Source organism: Microbacterium hibisci, assembly GCF_015278255.1.
In the GTDB taxonomy this organism is placed as follows: Bacteria; Actinomycetota; Actinomycetes; order Actinomycetales; family Microbacteriaceae; genus Microbacterium; species Microbacterium hibisci.
Genome location: NZ_JADIJC010000006.1, coordinates 81955 through 98032, shown reverse-complemented (window position 1 = coordinate 98032; position 16078 = coordinate 81955). Strand labels below are relative to the sequence as shown.

General features: G+C 72.4%; 14 protein-coding genes. 5 read left to right on the top strand and 9 right to left on the bottom strand.

The genetic code is table 11. The annotated features are described in order from the left end of the window. Window positions 1–32: 32 nt before the first annotated feature. The 5 genes from IM770_RS12485 to IM770_RS12465 form a co-directional block, all read right to left on the bottom strand. Window positions 33–1139: a fatty acid desaturase family protein gene (locus tag IM770_RS12485; RefSeq protein ID WP_372430675.1), complete on the bottom strand. Its 1107-nt coding sequence runs from the start codon at window positions 1137–1139 to the stop codon at window positions 33–35. A 182-nt stretch (window positions 1140–1321) separates the two neighbouring features. Next, window positions 1322–1525, bottom strand: coding sequence for a cold-shock protein (locus IM770_RS12480; protein ID WP_026059428.1), 204 nt, complete (start codon window positions 1523–1525; stop codon window positions 1322–1324). Between the two features lie 479 nt (window positions 1526–2004). Beyond that, window positions 2005–2778: a glycosyltransferase gene (locus tag IM770_RS12475; RefSeq protein ID WP_203581475.1), complete on the bottom strand. Its 774-nt coding sequence runs from the start codon at window positions 2776–2778 to the stop codon at window positions 2005–2007. Beyond that, window positions 2775–4154, bottom strand: coding sequence for a bifunctional PIG-L family deacetylase/class I SAM-dependent methyltransferase (locus tag IM770_RS12470; protein ID WP_203581474.1), 1380 nt, complete (start codon window positions 4152–4154; stop codon window positions 2775–2777). Before IM770_RS12470 ends, IM770_RS12475 begins: the two co-directional genes overlap by 4 nt. After that, complete coding sequence (locus tag IM770_RS12465) at window positions 4154–5242, bottom strand: acyl-CoA dehydrogenase family protein (protein ID WP_239066155.1); 1089 nt, start codon at window positions 5240–5242, stop codon at window positions 4154–4156. The genes IM770_RS12470 and IM770_RS12465 overlap by 1 nt, the downstream gene beginning before the upstream one ends. 261 nt (window positions 5243–5503) lie before the next feature. Here IM770_RS12465 and IM770_RS12460 point away from each other — a divergent pair, with 261 nt between their 5' ends. Further along, window positions 5504–6871, top strand: a complete 1368-nt coding sequence (locus IM770_RS12460) for a glucose-6-phosphate dehydrogenase (protein WP_203581473.1) — start codon at window positions 5504–5506, stop codon at window positions 6869–6871. 64 nt (window positions 6872–6935) lie between these two features. Here the strand turns inward: IM770_RS12460 and IM770_RS12455 are convergent, their stop codons facing one another. Further along, complete coding sequence (locus IM770_RS12455) at window positions 6936–7349, bottom strand: VOC family protein (RefSeq protein WP_203581472.1); 414 nt, start codon at window positions 7347–7349, stop codon at window positions 6936–6938. A 135-nt stretch (window positions 7350–7484) separates the two neighbouring features. Between IM770_RS12455 and IM770_RS12450 the strand changes: the two genes are divergently transcribed. Genes IM770_RS12450 through xdhC form a run of 3 tightly spaced genes read left to right on the top strand, consistent with a single transcriptional unit; the run spans window position 7485 to window position 12581 of the window. After that, window positions 7485–8909: a xanthine dehydrogenase small subunit gene (locus tag IM770_RS12450; protein ID WP_203581471.1), complete on the top strand. Its 1425-nt coding sequence runs from the start codon at window positions 7485–7487 to the stop codon at window positions 8907–8909. Continuing rightward, on the top strand, window positions 8906–11746 hold the full coding sequence (gene xdhB, locus IM770_RS12445; RefSeq protein ID WP_239066154.1) for a xanthine dehydrogenase molybdopterin binding subunit: 2841 nt from the start codon (window positions 8906–8908) through the stop codon (window positions 11744–11746). The genes IM770_RS12450 and xdhB overlap by 4 nt, the downstream gene beginning before the upstream one ends. A 4-nt stretch (window positions 11747–11750) precedes the next feature. Continuing rightward, complete coding sequence (xdhC, locus tag IM770_RS12440; RefSeq protein ID WP_203581470.1) at window positions 11751–12581, top strand: xanthine dehydrogenase accessory protein XdhC; 831 nt, start codon at window positions 11751–11753, stop codon at window positions 12579–12581. 117 nt (window positions 12582–12698) lie between these two features. Here xdhC and IM770_RS12435 read toward each other — a convergent pair whose 3' ends face one another. The 3 genes from IM770_RS12435 to IM770_RS12425 form a co-directional block, all read right to left on the bottom strand. Then, window positions 12699–13190, bottom strand: coding sequence for a nucleoside deaminase (locus tag IM770_RS12435; RefSeq protein WP_203581469.1), 492 nt, complete (start codon window positions 13188–13190; stop codon window positions 12699–12701). Between the two features lie 136 nt (window positions 13191–13326). After that, window positions 13327–13794, bottom strand: a complete 468-nt coding sequence (rraA, locus tag IM770_RS12430; RefSeq protein WP_203581468.1) for a ribonuclease E activity regulator RraA — start codon at window positions 13792–13794, stop codon at window positions 13327–13329. Window positions 13795–13884: 90 nt separating this feature from the next. After that, on the bottom strand, window positions 13885–14418 hold the full coding sequence (locus IM770_RS12425; RefSeq protein ID WP_307785450.1) for a helix-turn-helix domain-containing protein: 534 nt from the start codon (window positions 14416–14418) through the stop codon (window positions 13885–13887). A 57-nt stretch (window positions 14419–14475) separates the two neighbouring features. On the opposite strand from IM770_RS12425, the gene IM770_RS12420 reads away from it, so the two are divergent. Beyond that, window positions 14476–16062, top strand: coding sequence for an MFS transporter (locus IM770_RS12420; RefSeq protein WP_203581467.1), 1587 nt, complete (start codon window positions 14476–14478; stop codon window positions 16060–16062). The last annotated feature ends 16 nt before the right edge of the window (window positions 16063–16078 follow it).

Below are 16078 nucleotides of genomic sequence, written 5' to 3'. Positions count from 1 at the left end.
CAGCACGTCGGGCGCGGCGAGCGGCAACCGGCTCACGCCCGGCGGTATGCCCCCACGACGGGGCAGTCGAATGGGTCGCGCGCGGCCAGGCCGACGCGGTTGAGGTAGTCGATGACGATGCCGTACGAGCGCCACAGCGTCGTCTCGGTGTAGGGAACACCGAGCGCGCGGCACTGATCCATCACGATCTCGCGTGCGCGTGCCAGGTGCGGTCGCGGCATGTTGGGGAAGAGGTGGTGCTCGACCTGGTAGTTGAGGCCGCCCATCAGCCACGTCGCCCACCAGCCCCCGCTGATGTTGCGGGAGGTGCGCACCTGCTTGCTGAAGAAGTCGAGCTTCGCGTCCTTCGCGATGACGGGCATGCCCTTGTGGTTCGGCGCGAACGACGCCCCCATGTACAGGCCGAAGACGGCCAGCTGCACGCCGAGGAACGCGAAGGCCATGCCCAGGGGGAGGAAGACGAAGACCGGCGCCCAGATCACCGCGAACCGTGCGGCGATGAGCCCGAGCTCGGCCCAGCGCCCCTTGACGGGCTCGCGTCCGACGAGATGCCGCACGCCGAGGAAGTGGAGGTTCAGGCCTTCGAGCGTGAGCAGCGGGAAGAACAGCCAGCCTTGACGCCGGGTGATGAGGCGACGGATGCCGCGGGCCTGGGCGGCGTCGGCATCCAGGAAGGAGATGGTGTCGACCTCGATGTCGGGATCCTTGCCGACCCGGTTGGGGTTGGCGTGATGGCGCGTGTGCTTGGACGTCCACCACGAGTAGCTGATGCCCACGATGCCGCTGGCGAGGATGCGGGCGAGGCGGTCGTTCCCCGGTCCCGAGGCGAGGATCTGCCGATGGGCGGCTTCATGCCCCAGGAAGGCGACCTGCGTGAAGAGGATGCCGAGCGCGCCGGCGATCAGCAGCTGGAACCAGCTGTGGCCGAGCAGCACGAAGCCGGTGATCGCGCCGCCGAAGCCCAGCGCGAGGACGACACCCACGATTCCGTAGAACCAGGGAGTGCGCCGGAGCAGACCGCTCTCGCGGACGACCTGCGAGACCTCGGTGTACGCGCGCGCCATGGGCGGGAACTCCGCGGTGCCGGCGTACGTCTGACGGACGGGACCGAGCCGCGGCTCGAGGGCGGTGGAGGAGATGATGCACCAGTTCCGGTGGGGACCGTTCGGCCGTCGAAAAGCCAGAGGCGGTTGCCCATCGCTGCCCCCAGGCTACGTGTCGGCGCATCCCGCGGACGGCATACGTCGGGACTCTCCGGCGATGCTCAGGAAGCAGAAGCGCCCGCCCCGGCCGAAGCCGGTGCGGGCGCTGGTGCGTGCGATCAGAGCGGGCGGATGTTCGCCGCCTGCATGCCCTTGGGGCCACGCTCGGCGTCGAATTCGACCTTCTGGTCTTCGCGGAGCTCCTTGAAGCCCTCGCCGGTGATCGCACTGAAGTGTGCGAAGAGATCGGCCGAGCCGTCATCGGGTGCGATGAAGCCGTAGCCCTTCTCAGAGTTGAACCATTTCACGGTGCCAGTGGCCATCGTGTCTTTCCTATTCTTCGGGCCGCTCGAGCGACCAGGGGTGCCGCGCCTGCGTGTGCGGTGCGGACGGTGGAGGGTCGACGCGGGCGTCGATGAGATGACGGATGCCGCGACCGCCGCGCGGGCGAGGTCCGGCGTCGCGTGGCGGCCGAGGTCCTCGCCGCGGGCGCCGTGGGCGCGGAAGCCCTGCGGCGTCACGTCGATGAAGCCGGCGTACTCGTCGCCACGCGTCGCGACGTAGACGTCGTCGTCGGCCTGGCGCCAGGCGAGTGCCGGCGTGGGGAGATGCATGATCATGTGTTTCGTTCGAGGTGCGCGAAGCGATGAGAGCGTTCGCGACGGGCGGCGTGCAGAAGCCGCGGTTGATGTGTCAGGCGTCCAGGTCTGCGTCTCCACGATGAGGCAGAGAGACGGACGCGCGCTCCCAGAGGGGACATACCACCATAGCACGCCGCTCGCCTGGCTTCCGGCACCCCCGGTCACGACGCGGCGGGGGCACCGCACGGTCGGCTGTCGTCGAGCGCGGTCAGTACCCCGCCGGGCGAGGCGTGGAGCGCGAGATCCGCCGCCTGCTCACGCAGGTAGCGCGCATAGCCGCCGGGAGTGCGTCCGGTACGGCGGCCGGACGTGAGCACCTCGGCCACGTCGCTCGCCACCACCACGGCGCCGTGGTTGCGGCAGCGGGCGACGAGATCGACGTCTTCGTGTTCACCGAGCGCCGCGAAGCCGCCGGCGGCGAGATACGCGCGAGCGCTCACCCCGAGGTTGGCGCCGTGCACGTGCCCATTGGGCTCGCCGAAGGGGTGGGTGCGCAGCCAGAGCGCTCTCTGCGCCGGGGAGAGGTCGTCGAAGTCGGGGCGCACGGTGCCCACGCAGACGTCCGCGATCCGCGAGATCGTGCGGAAGTGCGTGAGCCATCCGGTCGGCACGCGGGAATCGGCATCCGTGTTCGCGATCCAGACGCGGTCGATCGGGATCCCGGCCAGCGCCTGCAGCGCATCCGAGACGCCGATCGCCCGCGCGACGCCGACCCGCCCCGCGTCGGAGGTGAGTGTGGGGAAGGGGAAGGCCGCGGCGATCTGCCCGGACGCGTCGGTGCACCTGTCGAGCACGACGCGCACCTCGGTGCGGATGCCGGCGTTCGAGGCGGCCGTCACCGCTGCCGCGAGCGCCGACAGGCACTTCTCGAGCAGGAGCTGCTCGTCGCGGACCGGCACGACGACGACGATGGCCTCAGCCTCCGCGGGGCTCACACCAGCCCCTCTCGCTCCGCCACCGACTGCACACCGCGGCGGGCGAAGACCTCGAGCACGAAGTCCTTCTCGGTGTGCAGGCTGATCGTCTCCCACGCGGCGACGCCGCGGAGGGCCTCGTGCACCGCATCGCCCGTCTGCGGGTGCTCAGCCACGGGGTGCCGCCAGTGGCAGGCGACGAGGCATCCGTCATCGGAGAGGGAGGCCTCGATCAGGGCGCAGGTGCGCTGCAGATCGTCCGGCGACAGGTAGTATCCGACTTCCGACAGGACGATGGTGTCGAATCGCCCGTCCGGCCAGTCCCCCGGAACGCTGCCCTGCCGTACAGCCACGTCGCGCCGTCCCTCGAGACGGGAGCGGGCCGCCGTCGCCGCCGGGGTCGCGGCATCCATCGCCATCACGTTCTGCGCCCGATCCGCGAGCTGCGCCGTGAGCAGTCCCGTCGCGCAGCCGATCTCGAACACGCTCCCCAGCTCACGCGACGGCAGCGCCGCCATCAGCAGCGCCCGCTTGCGCTCCTCGTACCAGCGCGTCTCGAAGCCCCACGGGTCGTCGCCGTTGCGACGGTAGAACTCGTCGAACCACCGTGCGTCGAGAGTCTGCTCCGGGTCGTCGTCCGGCGCAGGAGCGACGAAGACCTCGACCTCGCGGTCGAAGTGCTCCTGCATGCCCGCATGCAGCAGCGCCTCGTCGCCCGGCCGGTCGGAGAGGGGGGCGATCTGGGTGAGGTGGCGGGCGACGGCGTCGCGCTTCGCGCGACGCTCCTCGGCGGTGAGCTCGAGCGCGACCATCCGCTCCCAGGGCAGGTCGTCGGGCGTGCCCCAGTGCCACCCCCACACCGGGTACTCCAGCAGAGCGAGCCGGCGTTGACCGGCGATCGTGCTCGCCACCTCCGCGGCGACGCGGTGATCGCGGTGCCGATCGCCCGACCACGGAACGGCGACCAGCACCCGGGACGACTCGACCCAGCGGTGCTGGTCGAAGGTCGCGCCAAGGCGCTCGCGCAGCTCGCCGCGGTTGCGGTCGAGACCGCCGTCAGGAAGGCCGAGGAATCGGAGCTCGGCGTCGGGCGCGAGCACTTCGACGGCGTCGCGCACCTCGTCCCGCCGCCGTCGCGCGAGCGTCGCCCGATCGTGGGTCACCGAGCGGGGGTGGGATGCCTCGCCGTCGGTCGCGATGATCACGACGACGCGCGCACCCGTCTCCGACGCCCGGCGCATCAGCCCGGCGGCGCCGAGGGTCTCGTCGTCGGGGTGGGCCGCCACCACGACGAGAAGGTCGAACTGCGGGTCGAGGGGGTCGAGCTCGCGCCGTGCGAGTTCATCGCGCCAGAGCGTCTCGGGCGTTCCGGCGTCGAGGTGGCTGAACCCGGCCATCAGCAGTCCGCCCCGCTCTCGACGACGAGCCGCCCGAGTCGGGCGGCGTCGCGCAGGCCGTGATGCTGCCGGAGGTACAGGTGCAGGTCGGCGACCCGGCGCGCGTAGGCCGGGTCCGACACGAGCGGGCCGGGGCCGAGCGCCGCGTCGGCCTCGGCGAGCGCCGTGCCGGCCGCATGCACCACCGCGCCGCGCACGCGCTCGGCCAGCAGCTTCTGATCTATGCGAGCCCCGTCGTCCACGAGCTCGGCTGCCTCGCGCAGCGCCGCACGCGCAGCCCAGAGCGCAGCATCCGTCCGTCCGAGATGCACCAGCGCGACCTGATCGGCGCGCTCCGACGAGGCCGCGCCGCGCAGGGCTTCGCGGATCCCGCGGGCGCCGCCCCACCAGCACGCGGCGACCGACATCGCCCCCCATGCGAAGCCCGGGCGGGTGAGATACCAGCCGATGTCGCCGATGGGGACCGCTGGGGCGCCATCGAAGTCGACGGGAGCGCTGACGATGTCGGGCAGGCCGCGCGCCACCCAGGGCCCGTCGTGTGGGCGCACACCCGGTCCGCGCAGTGCGACGGCGAACAGCCGCCGCTGGTCACCCACGAACGCCGTCACGAGGGCGTGAGACAGGTGGGTGGCGAGCGAGCACCACGGCTTCGTGCCGCTCAGCGTCCAGCCGGCCGGGGTCTCGTGCGCGTCGACGCGTACGCCCGGACCCTCTGCAGCGAAGACGCCCCACGACGAGTCCGCGTCGGCGCCGATGTCGGCCGCCCGCCAGGGATCGCTGCCCGCCCCGAGGTCGGTGCCCGCCTGCCGGAGGATGCCCAGCGCATCGAGGTGAGGCTCGAGCACGCGGGCTGCCGCGACGTCGCGGCACGCGGTCGCGGCCAGCAGATCCCACAGCGCCGCGGTGTCGCCGGCACCTGCCAGCGGCGCACCGCGACCGACTCGCACGCACCAGTCGATGGTGGACGGGATGTCGATGCCGAACCCCTCGAGCGCGGCGGCGTCCTTCAGCGCCCGTGCCGAGACCTCGTCGAAAGCGGCCCCCGGCGTGATCAGCGACCTGTCGTGGTGCTCTTCACCGCCGCGCATCAGCAGCCCTCCGGAATCCGGCCGACGAGACGCTGCTGAGTTGCCTCCACGATCGTGCGATCCTCCTCGGTGTCATCCCCCACCACTCGCGAGCGTACGTGGCGCCGCCCGGAGAGCCTCCGGCCTTGACAAGCGGTCGCGCCCGGCACAGGAGTCACCCGTCCCGGCCGGGAGCCGACCCGGGCGGGGTGCCCGTTTGCACACGATGAGCCCCGCCGCCAGGCCCTCCCCCGGGCGGACCCGCGCCGATACCGTGGGGCCATGTCGGCGGAGACCACGCTTCTGATCCTCGGCGCCACGGGCGACCTGACGTCGAGACTGCTGCTGCCCGCTCTGGCCCAGCTGCTCACGCTCGAGCCGCACCGCCGCGTGCGGCTGCGCGGGGCGGGGAGGGAGGACTGGGACGACGCGCGGTGGCGCGAGACGGTGCGGCGCTCCTTCGAAGCCGGCGGCAACGGCACGGCCTTCGAGGCGGTCGCCGACACGACCTACGAGCGCGCCGACATCACCGACCCCGCCGATCTTCGCCGCCTTCTCGCCGACCACGACGGTCGCCTCGCGCTGTACTTCGCCGTGCCGCCCGCCGTCGCGAAGGCCGCGTGCGAGGCGCTCGTCACCCTCGAGATCCCGGCGGGCACCGTGCTCGCCCTCGAGAAGCCGTTCGGCATCGACCAGGCCACCGCGCGCGAGCTCAACGCGACGGTGGCGCGTCTGGTGCCCGAGGAGCAGGTCTTCCGCATCGACCACTTCCTCGGGCGCTCGACGACCCTCAACCTGCTGGGCGTGCGGTTCGCGAATCGCGTCTTCGCACCGGTGTGGCGCGCACAGGACATCGAGTCGGTGGTCATCCGGTACGACGAGAGCCTCGGCCTCGAGGGTCGTGCCGGCTACTACGACAAGGCGGGCGCCCTTGCCGACATGATCCAGAGCCACCTGCTGCAGGTGATGGCGATCGTCGCGATGGAACCGCCCGCCACCCTGCACGAGCGCGATTTCCGCGATGCGACCTCGGCCGTGCTGCGGGCCACGCGGGTGTGGGGCGACGACCCGGCGCGAGCGTCGAGGCGTGCCCGCTACACGGCGGGCACGGTGGGCGAGCGGGCGCTCCCCGCCTACGCCGACGAGGAGGGCGTCGACCCGACGCGCGACACCGAGACGCTCGCCGAGCTCGTGTGCGAGGTCGTCACCGACCGCTGGGCGGGCGTGCCATTCCGGCTGCGCTCGGGCAAGGCCCTCCCCGAGAAGAAGGGCGAGGTCGTCGTGACCTTCCGCCGCGTCAACCACGTGCCCGACGGCCTGACCGGACCGGCGCCGGGATCGGTGCTGCGCTTCTCGCTCGGCCCCGACCACATGGACCTCGAGCTGAACGTCAACGGCGGCGACGACCCGTTCGAGCTCGAGCGCGCCACCATCGGGGCCGACCTCGGCGAGGGTGCTCTGAAGGCCTATGGCGAGGTGCTCTCCGGCATCCTCGACGCCGACGCCATCCTCTCGGTGCGCGGCGACGCCGCCGAGGAGTCGTGGCGCATCGTCGACCCCGTGCTCGCCGCGTGGCGTGCGGGCGAGGTACCGCTCGAGGAGTACGCGGCGGGCTCGCTCGGTCCCGACGGCTGGCCCGCGCTCCCCTGACTGCGGACCCGACGACTTCAGCGATGACGGATGCCGCAGCCCGCGGCATCCGTCTCCTTCATCGTCAGCTGTCGCCCATCATCTGCGGCTCCATGCGGCCCACGGCGATGACGTTGCCGGCGGGGTCCTTGAACCACGCGATGTCGGGCCCGCCCTCGAAGCCGCGCGAGATCCCCTTCTCGTCGGTCCCGTAGTCGGGGTCGGTGTAGATCTTCGTCACGACGCCACGGCCGTTGAGGTCGTCCACCGTCGCGTCGACGTCGTCCACATCGAAGTGCAGGACCGTGAAGACGGCCGGCTCATGGTCCGGCTTCGGGTAGACGAAGACGGTGCCCCCTCCGGGCAACGCGATCGTGAGACCGCCGCCCATGTCGTCGTAGACGGTGACGTCGAGCCCCAGCGTGTCGCGGTAGAAGGTGGCGGCTTGCTCGACGTCGGGCACGGCGAAGCTCGAGAAAGCGCGGTTGGGTGTGAACATGACAGCCTCCCAGTGTGTGTCCCCACGCTCACGATCCTCTTGTGCGCGGGGCCTGTCCAGGGGTGTCGCGGCGCACCTTGCACGCGCGGGGGCGCGGCGTAGACTCCGGGCATCCGCACCAACCGTGACACCGCTGTGACAGTCAACGGGCGGGTCGTCCCGCTCGCCGGCACGGTGGCGCACGCCACCGCGCTCGACTGGCTGCGGGGCATCGGGCTCACCGGTGCGAAGGAGGGCTGCGCCGAAGGCGAGTGCGGCGCGTGCGCCGTGCTGGTGTCCACCGCGGCGGACGGCGGCGGCACGACGTGGACCGCGGTCAACGCCTGCCTCGTCCCGGTCCACGCGCTCGACGGGCAGGAGGTCGTCACGGCCGAGGGCCTCGGATCGCCCGAGGCGCTGCATCCCGTGCAGGAGGAGCTCGCGGCAGGGGGAGGCTCGCAGTGCGGCTACTGCACCCCCGGCTTCGCGTGCGCGATGGCCGCGGAGTTCTACCGCCCCGATCGCGCGCCGCAGGAGGCCTCGCCCGAGCGCGGGCCGAACGGCTTCGACCTGCACGCGATCGGCGGCAACCTATGCCGGTGCACGGGGTACCGCCCGATCCGCGATGCGGCGTACGCGCTCGGGATGCCGCAGGACGACGACCCCCTGCGGAGCCGGTCGGCCGCACCGGCGCCGCCGGCCGTCGCCACGGACGTGCACGACGGCACCGCGCGGTTCGTGCGGCCCGAGACGCTCGACGAGGCGCTGCGGCTGCTGCGCGACGAGCCCGAGGCCGTCGCCGTGGCCGGCTCGACCGACTGGGGCGTCGACGTGAACCTGCGCGCCGCCCGCGCGCCCGTCGTCGTCGCGATCGACCGCCTGGCCGAGCTGCGGACGCTGGAGGAAGTGGACGGCTCACTCGAGATCGGCGCCGGTCTGACGCTCACCGAGCTCGAGCAGCGGCTGGATCACCGGGTGCCGCTGCTACCGGAGCTGATGCCGCAGTTCGCCTCGCGCCTCATCCGCAACCGCGCGACCCTCGGCGGGAGCCTCGGCACCGCCTCGCCGATCGGCGACGCCGCGCCGGTGCTGCTCGCGCTCGGGGCGCGCGTCGTGCTCGTCTCGGCCGACGCCGGCGAGCGCGAGGTCGACCTCGCCGACTACTTCACCGGCTATCGCGCCTCGGTGCGGCGGCACGACGAGCTCATCCGCGCCGTGCGGATCCCGCTCGGCGCGCCCGACGTCTGCGGGTTCCACAAGGCGACCAAGCGGCGGTTCGACGACGTCTCGTCGGTCGCGGTCGCGGTCGCGCTCGACCTCGACGACGGCGTGATCAGCGACGCGAGGATCGGACTCGGCGGCGTGGCCGCGACCCCCATCCGCGCCTCCGCGACCGAAGAAGCGCTGGTGGGCCGGCCGTGGACGGCGGAGACGGCGGCTGCGGCATCCGTCGTCCTCGAACGGGAGGGAACCCCGCTCGACGACCACCGCGCGAGCGCCGCATATCGCGCGCGCATGCTCGGCACCGCCCTGCCGGCGCTCTTCGCCGCCGGCGACGAAGACGCGGAGGCGACGGCATGAGCTCTCTCGCCGACCGTCCCGACGACCCCGTGGTCGGCCGCACGGTGGTGCACGAGAGCGCCGCCCTGCACGTGACCGGCGCCGCGATGTACACCGACGACCTCGCTGCGCGGACGCATGGCGTGCTCACGGCGTGGCCGGTCCAGTCGACCGTCGCGCACGCCCTCGTGACGCTCGACGTCGCGCCGGCGGACGACGTGCCGGGAGTCATCCATGTGCTCACGGCCGGCGATGTGCCCGGCGTCAACGACGCCGGCGTCAAGAACGACGAGCCGCTCTTCCCGGCCGAGGCGATGTTCCACGGGCACGCCCTGGCGTGGGTCTTGGGAGAGACACCGGATGCCGCACGCCGAGGCGCTGCGGCGGTCACGGTGTCTTACGAGCCGCTGCCGTCGATCCTCACGGTGCAGGAGGCGATCGACGCCGAGTCGTTCCAGGGCGTGGCGCGCACGATCGCGCGCGGGGATGCGGCATCCGCTCTCGCGTCCTCGGCCTTCGTCTTCGAGGGGGTGAGCGAGGTCGGCGGGCAGGAGCACTTCTCACTCGAGACCCACGCGGCCTTCGCCGTGCGCGAGCCGGACGGGCGCTACTTCGTGGAGAGCTCGACGCAGCACCCCTCCGAGACGCAGGAGATCGTCGCGCACGTGCTCGGCGTCGCGTCGAGTGCGGTGACCGTCGAGTGCCTGCGCATGGGCGGCGGCTTCGGCGGCAAGGAGATGCAGCCCCATGGACTCGCCGCGATCGCGGCCCTCGGCGCCAAGATCACCGGTCGACCCGTGCGCCTGCGGCTGAACCGCACGCAGGACATCACGATGACGGGCAAGCGGCACCCCTTCCACATGGCGTGGCTCGCCGGATTCGACGCGGAGGGCCGGCTGCAGGCGCTCGATGCCACGCTCACCTCGGACGGCGGCTGGAGCCTCGACCTCTCCGAGCCGGTGATGGGCCGCGCCCTGTGCCACGTCGACAACGCCTACTGGATCCCGCACTTCCGCGCCCACGGGCGCGTCGCGAAGACCCACAAGCCGTCGAACACCGCGTTCCGCGGCTTCGGTGGGCCGCAAGGCGCGTTCCTCATCGAAGACATCCTGGGGCGCGCGGCACCGCTGCTCGGCATCGACCCCGCCGAGCTGCGCGAGCGGAACTTCTACCGCCCAGGGCACTCGACGCCCTACGGACAGCCCGTGAAGGACGCCCAGCGGATGCCCGCGATCTGGGCTCAGGTGCGGGAAGGCTCGGCGTTCGACGAGCGCCGGCGCGCGATCGAGCGGTTCAACGCCGCGCACCGCGACCGCAAGCGGGGACTGGCGATGACGCCGGTGAAGTTCGGCATCTCGTTCACCTTCACGTCGTTCAACCAGGCGGGGGCGCTGGTGCTCGTCTACAAGGACGGCTCGGTGCTCATCACCCACGGCGGCACGGAGATGGGGCAGGGCCTGCACACGAAGATGCTGCAGGTGGCCGCGACCGCGCTCGGCGTCGAGCTGGGTCGCGTGAGACTGGCGCCCACGCGCACCGACAAGGTGCCCAACACCTCCGCGACGGCCGCATCGTCGAGCGCCGACCTCAACGGCGGCGCGGTCAAGCTCGCGTGCGAGGAGATCCGGGGCCGGCTGGCGGCCGTCGCCGGGCGCCTGCTCGACGCGGACGCCCGCGACGTGCGATTCGCGGGCGGCCAGGTGTTCACGGTGGGGGGCGGCGGGCCGCGGCTCGCCTTCGCCGAGGTCGTCGCCGAGGCGTACCTGCAGCGCGTGCAGCTGTTCGCGGCGGGCTACTACCGCACCGAGGGGCTGCACTGGGACGCCGAGACCCAGCAGGGCTCGCCGTTCAAGTACTTCGCGTACGGCGCCGCGGCGTCCGAGGTGGAGGTCGACGGCTTCACCGGCGCATCGCGCCTGCGCCGGGTCGACATCGTTCACGACGTCGGTGATTCGCTGTCGCCGCAGCTGGACATCGGGCAGATCGAGGGCGGATTCGTCCAGGGCGTCGGCTGGCTGACGCTCGAGGAGCTGCGGTGGGACACCGGCGACGGACCGACCCGCGGCCGGCTGCAGACGCCGTCGGCGAGCACGTACAAGCTGCCGAGCTTCTCCGAGATGCCCGAGGAGTTCCACGTGCGGCTGTTCGCGAACGCCCGCGAGGACGGCGCCGTGTACGGCTCGAAAGCCGTCGGCGAGCCGCCGCTGCTGCTCGCGCTCAGCGTCCGTGAGGCGCTGCGGCAGGCGGTCGGCGCGTTCGGGCCGGAGGGGCGCAGCGTCGAGCTCGCATCGCCGGCGACACCCGAGGCGGTGTTCTGGGCGATCGAGGCGGCGCGGGATGCGGATGCCGGGCCCGGCGCGCCGGGCGGGCACGGGGTGTCGGGGGCGGGGCGCGCGGGATCCGAGGGCACGGCTGGTCTCGAGGGCACGGCTGGTCTCGAGGGCACGGCTGGTCTCGAGGGCTCGCGAGGTGGGGAGGGCGAGCGCGAGACCTCGCCGCACGGCGTCTCGCAGGACGGCGACGGGACGGTCGGCGGTGGTGCGGGCGCGGGCGTGCTGATCGGCACGGGGGCGCGGGGAGGGCCGGGCGTCGAGCAGACGCCCGGGCCCGACGGCGGAGGGACGATCGGCGGTGGTGCGGGCGCGCTCGGAGGGGCGGGCGCCGAGCAGACGCCCGGGCCCGACGGCGGCGGGAGGGTCGGCGGTGAGCACGCGGCGGGTGCCGAGCCACCGGCATCCGTCCACCCCTCCGGCGAACCGGGCGCGACCGAGCCCGGCCCGGGTGAGCCCGACGCCACGCGGACCGGCGCGCGGGAGCCTGACGCGACCGAGCCCGGCATCCTCACGACGGACCGCTGAGGCCATGGACTGGCTCGACGCGGCGAGGCGGCTGCGCGACGCGCGCACTCCCGCGGTGATCGTGACGCTCGCGATGGTGCGCGGGCACGCGCCGCGCAACGGCGGGGCGAAGATGGTCGTCGCACCCGACGAGGTCTTTGAGACGATCGGCGGCGGCAACCTCGAGGCCACCGCCGTCGCCCACGCGCGGGGAATGCTGGCCTCGGGCACCGCCGAGCCCGAGCTGCTCACGCTCACCCTCAGCGACAAGGAGTCCACCGAGTACGGCGTGCAGTGCTGCGGAGGTGAGGTCACGCTCCTGCTGGAGCCGGTGCGGGTGGTGCCGTCGGTCGCGGTGTTCGGCATCGGGCACGTGGGGCTCGAGCTCGCGCGGATCCTCGCCCGCCAGCACCTCGACCTGCATCTCGTCGACTCGCGAGCCGCGATGCTCGATCCGGCGCGGCTCGGCGTGGACGGCGCACCGGGCCCGCTCGCCGACGCGGTGGCGCGCCTCGAGGTGCACCACGCGCCGGTGCCCGAGGCGGTGCTGCGCGAGGTCCCGGCGGGCACCCACGTGCTCGTGATGACCCACGACCACGCCGAAGATCTCGCGGTCGTCGACCAGGCGCTGCGCACCGACGGTGTCGCCTCGATCGGCCTCATCGGCTCGCGTTCGAAGTGGACGCGCTTCCGCGCACGGCTGACGGATGCCGGACACGACGCCACCGCCCTCGCCCGGGTCACGACGCCGATCGGCCTGCCCGACGTGGCCGGCAAGCAGCCGGCCACGATCGCAGTCAGCGTGGCGGCGCAGCTGCTGCAGCTGATCGAGGAGTCCGCGCCCGTCCGCGGCTGAGCCGCTCTCCCAGATCAGGGAATCTGGCCGGCACAGGACGCTTCGCCGCAGATCCTCCTGCCTTCGCCAGATCCCTGAACTCAGGAAACAACACTTGACACCGGGGGCGTACGGGTGTCAGTACTCGATGCGCGTGGCGGTGCGGGCCCACTCGGAGAACGGGGCGATGCGGGCGTCGCCGGGCAGGGCGATCGTCTCCACCGGCATGATGTCGCGGTGGCCGGGGATGCCGTCGAAGTAGCGGTAGAAGCGAGCGTCGTCGAAGCCGGCCGCCGCCGCGTCCTCACGGTCGGCGGCGAAGTACACGCGCTGGACCCGTGCCCACAGGGCGGCGCCGAGACACATCGGGCAGGGCTCGCAGCTCGAGTAAAGCGCGGCACCGCTGAGGTCGAATGTGCCGAGACCCTGGCAGGCACGGCGGATGGCCGTGACCTCGGCGTGCGCCGACGGGTCGAGATCGGCCGTGACGCGGTTGACGCCCTCGAACACCTGCCCGTCGGCCGACACCACGACCGCACCGAACGGTCCGCCCGCGTTGCGGACGTTCTCGGTGGCGATCTCGACGGCCCGAGCCAGAAAGCGGGCGGGCGTCCCGTCGGTGGAGGACATCAGGCCTCCACCATACGAGCGCACCGCACCGCGCGCACCACCCCCGGCGCGGCATCCGTCCGTCATCGGCCGTCCGCAGCCTCGCCCCCGCCGACCGCGGCACCCCCGCGGTCGCGGGCCGCGGGCGCGGCATCCGTCACCGTTCGACGAGCACGCCGTCCTCGTCGGCCCAGACGTGGCGCCCGGGCGCGAAGACGACGCCGGCGATCGTCACGGGCACGTCGATCTCGCCGATGCCGGCCTTGGCGCTCTTGCGCGGGTTCGAGCCGAGTGCTTTGACACCGAGGTCGAGACCGCCGATCGCGACGCGGTCGCGGATGGCGCCGTGCACGATCAGGCCCGCCCACCCGTTCTCGACTGCCGCGGCGGCGATCAGGTCGCCGACCAGTGCCGACTCGAGCGAGCCGCCGCCGTCGATCACGAGCACGGCACCGTCACCCGGTGTCGCCAGCAGCGCCTTGACGAGGGCGTTGTCGCGGTGGCAGCGCACCGTGCGGACGGGTCCGTCGAACGCGGCGCGTCCGCCGAAGTCGTGGAACGGCAGCGCGAGTGAGTCCAGCTCGTCGCCGCGTTCGTCGTACAGATCGGCCGTCGCGATGGTCATGCGGTCAGGCTATGGCGGATGCCGGGGGTCGCGGCATCCGTCATCCACAGAAGTTCCCGGGCGCTTCTGCCGCGCGCAAGAACCCGGGGTTCATCGCGTTGACGGGTTGTGGTCGGGGTGCAGCGTGCTGAAGAACGAGTAGGTGTCGCCGTCGGCGTCGGGACCCCGCTCCTTGAACTCGTTGACGAGCTCGTAGAGGCGCTGCTGGAACTCGGTCTTGTGCTCGGCGTTGAGCTTGAGTCCGAGCCACGTCGCGTCGAGGTCTTCGGGGTCGACGCCCTCGATCTGCTGCAGGAAGGTCTCGATGAGCACCGGCGACCCGCCGGGCATCGAGGTGCGCCACGAGAGGCCGGTCGCGCGGTACGGCACCTCGCGGGCGCCCTGGGCGCCGGAGCGCTCGGGCTCGGCGGCGAGATAGCCGGTCTGCACCAGCGTGCGCACGTGGTGCAGCATGGTGCCCGGGTTCAGCCCGAGCAGCTCCGCGAGCTCCTTGTTCGTGCGCGCCTCGAAGGCGCACAGTCGCAGCACCCTCAGCCGCAGCGGAGAGCTGAGCGCGCGCATCCGCGCCTCCGCCTCGGGATCGCCGCGTCGGAGCTCGATCCGGTCTTCCATGCTCTCCCCCACGGGTCCACCCTACAAGAGTGATTGACAGTTCTCAATCAGTCGAGGACACTGATTGACATGTCCCAATCAGATGGCCGTCCGTCATCGCCCGCCGCGCCAGACGAGCTCACTCCCGAGACTCTCGCCGAAGCCCGCGCCGAGTCGATGACACTCACCTCCCGCGCCGGCGCGGACGAGGCGATCGAGGCGGATCAGGATGCCGCGGACCGGGCCGCGGCGCACGACGCCGGCACCGCGAGGGCCGATGACGCCGACAGCACCGGCGCGGATGCTCTGGCCGCCTCCGCGCCGAAGGGCTCGCTGTGGCGCGACCGCAACTTCCTCACGCTGTGGAGCGGTCAGGCGCTGAGCCAGTTCGGCGCGCAGATCACCGAGCTCGCGATCCCCGTGCTCGCGGTGCTCGCCCTCAACGCGACCGAGTGGGAGGTCGGGGTGCTCGGCGCGGCGCAGGTCGCGGCGTTCCTCATCGTCGGACTTCCCGCCGGCGCCTGGATCGACCGCATGCGCAAGCGGCACGTCATGATCGTCGCCGACGCCGTGCGGGCCGTCGCCCTCGGCATGCTGCCGGTGCTGGCGCTCGTGGGCGCGCTGCAGATCTGGCACATGATCGCAGTGGCCCTCATCATGGGCGTCGCCACCGTGTTCTTCGACGTCTCGAACCAGAGCATCGTCCCCTCGCTGGTGCGCAGCAGCCAGATCGCCGAAGCCAACGGCAAGCTGCAGTCGACCGAGCAGCTCGCGGGACTCGCCGGTCCCGCCGTCGGCGGATGGCTCGTCGGGGTGCTCGCCGCACCCTTCGCGATCCTCATCACCGTGGGCACCTACCTCGCCTCGTTCGTGGCGCTGCTGTTCACCCGCGACCACGAGAAGCTGCGCGACCCCGAGGATCACCAGCCGCTGCTCCACGAGATCGGCGAGGGCCTGCGCTGGGTGTTCGGCAACCCGCTGCTGCGCCGCATCGTGCTGACGACGGGCACCGCGAACTTCTTCGGCACGCTCTCGATGACGCTGCTGCCGATCTTCGCGCTGCGCGAGCTCGGCCTCACACCCCAGATGCTCGGCGTGGTGTTCTCGCTCTCGGCGGTGGGCGGACTGCTCGGCGCCATCGCGACTCCCCGCATCGTCGCCCGCATCGGCGAGGCCCGGGCGATCCCGATCAGCGCGATCGCCTTCTCGGTGACGCCGTTCTTCCTGCCCGCGATCTCGCTGGTGCCGGCGCTGGCGTTCCCGCTGCTGGTCGCCCAGTTCTTCCTCTCGAGCTTCACCGTGCTGCTGTACAACATCACGCAGGTGACCTTCCGCCAGCGCATCACCCCGCCCCGGCTGCTGGGCCGCATGAACGCCTCGGTGCGCTTCGTGGTGTGGGGCGTGATGCCGATCGCCGCGCTCCTCGCGGGCGCCCTCGGCACGTGGATCGGCACCGTCCCTACGCTCTGGATCGCCGCGAGCCTCGAGCTGTTCGCGTGCCTCTTCGTGGTCATCGGGCCGTTCTGGGGCATGCGCGAGCTGCCCGACGCCCATGTCGAGCACGACGACGACCACGACGCGCCGCCGACCTCCGACGCGCCCGCCGCGGCAGCCGGCGCGGAACCAGCCGACCACACGACCCCGGCCGACGCGGACCCCGCCGACCGCGAACGCTGACGAAAGGACGACGGAT

Coding starts and splice junctions, on each gene's coding strand:
- IM770_RS12455 (WP_203581472.1), bottom strand. CDS start 7,349: ATGTTCACACCCAACCGCGCTTTCTCGAGCTTCGCCGTGCCCGACGTC.
- IM770_RS12435 (WP_203581469.1), bottom strand. CDS start 13,190: ATGTCCTCCACCGACGGGACGCCCGCCCGCTTTCTGGCTCGGGCCGTC.
- IM770_RS12470 (WP_203581474.1), bottom strand. CDS start 4,154: ATGGCCGGGTTCAGCCACCTCGACGCCGGAACGCCCGAGACGCTCTGG.
- IM770_RS12460 (WP_203581473.1), top strand. CDS start 5,504: ATGTCGGCGGAGACCACGCTTCTGATCCTCGGCGCCACGGGCGACCTG.
- xdhC (WP_203581470.1), top strand. CDS start 11,751: ATGGACTGGCTCGACGCGGCGAGGCGGCTGCGCGACGCGCGCACTCCC.
- rraA (WP_203581468.1), bottom strand. CDS start 13,794: ATGACCATCGCGACGGCCGATCTGTACGACGAACGCGGCGACGAGCTG.
- IM770_RS12480 (WP_026059428.1), bottom strand. CDS start 1,525: ATGGCCACTGGCACCGTGAAATGGTTCAACTCTGAGAAGGGCTACGGC.
- IM770_RS12465 (WP_239066155.1), bottom strand. CDS start 5,242: ATGCGCGGCGGTGAAGAGCACCACGACAGGTCGCTGATCACGCCGGGG.
- IM770_RS12420 (WP_203581467.1), top strand. CDS start 14,476: ATGTCCCAATCAGATGGCCGTCCGTCATCGCCCGCCGCGCCAGACGAG.
- xdhB (WP_239066154.1), top strand. CDS start 8,906: ATGAGCTCTCTCGCCGACCGTCCCGACGACCCCGTGGTCGGCCGCACG.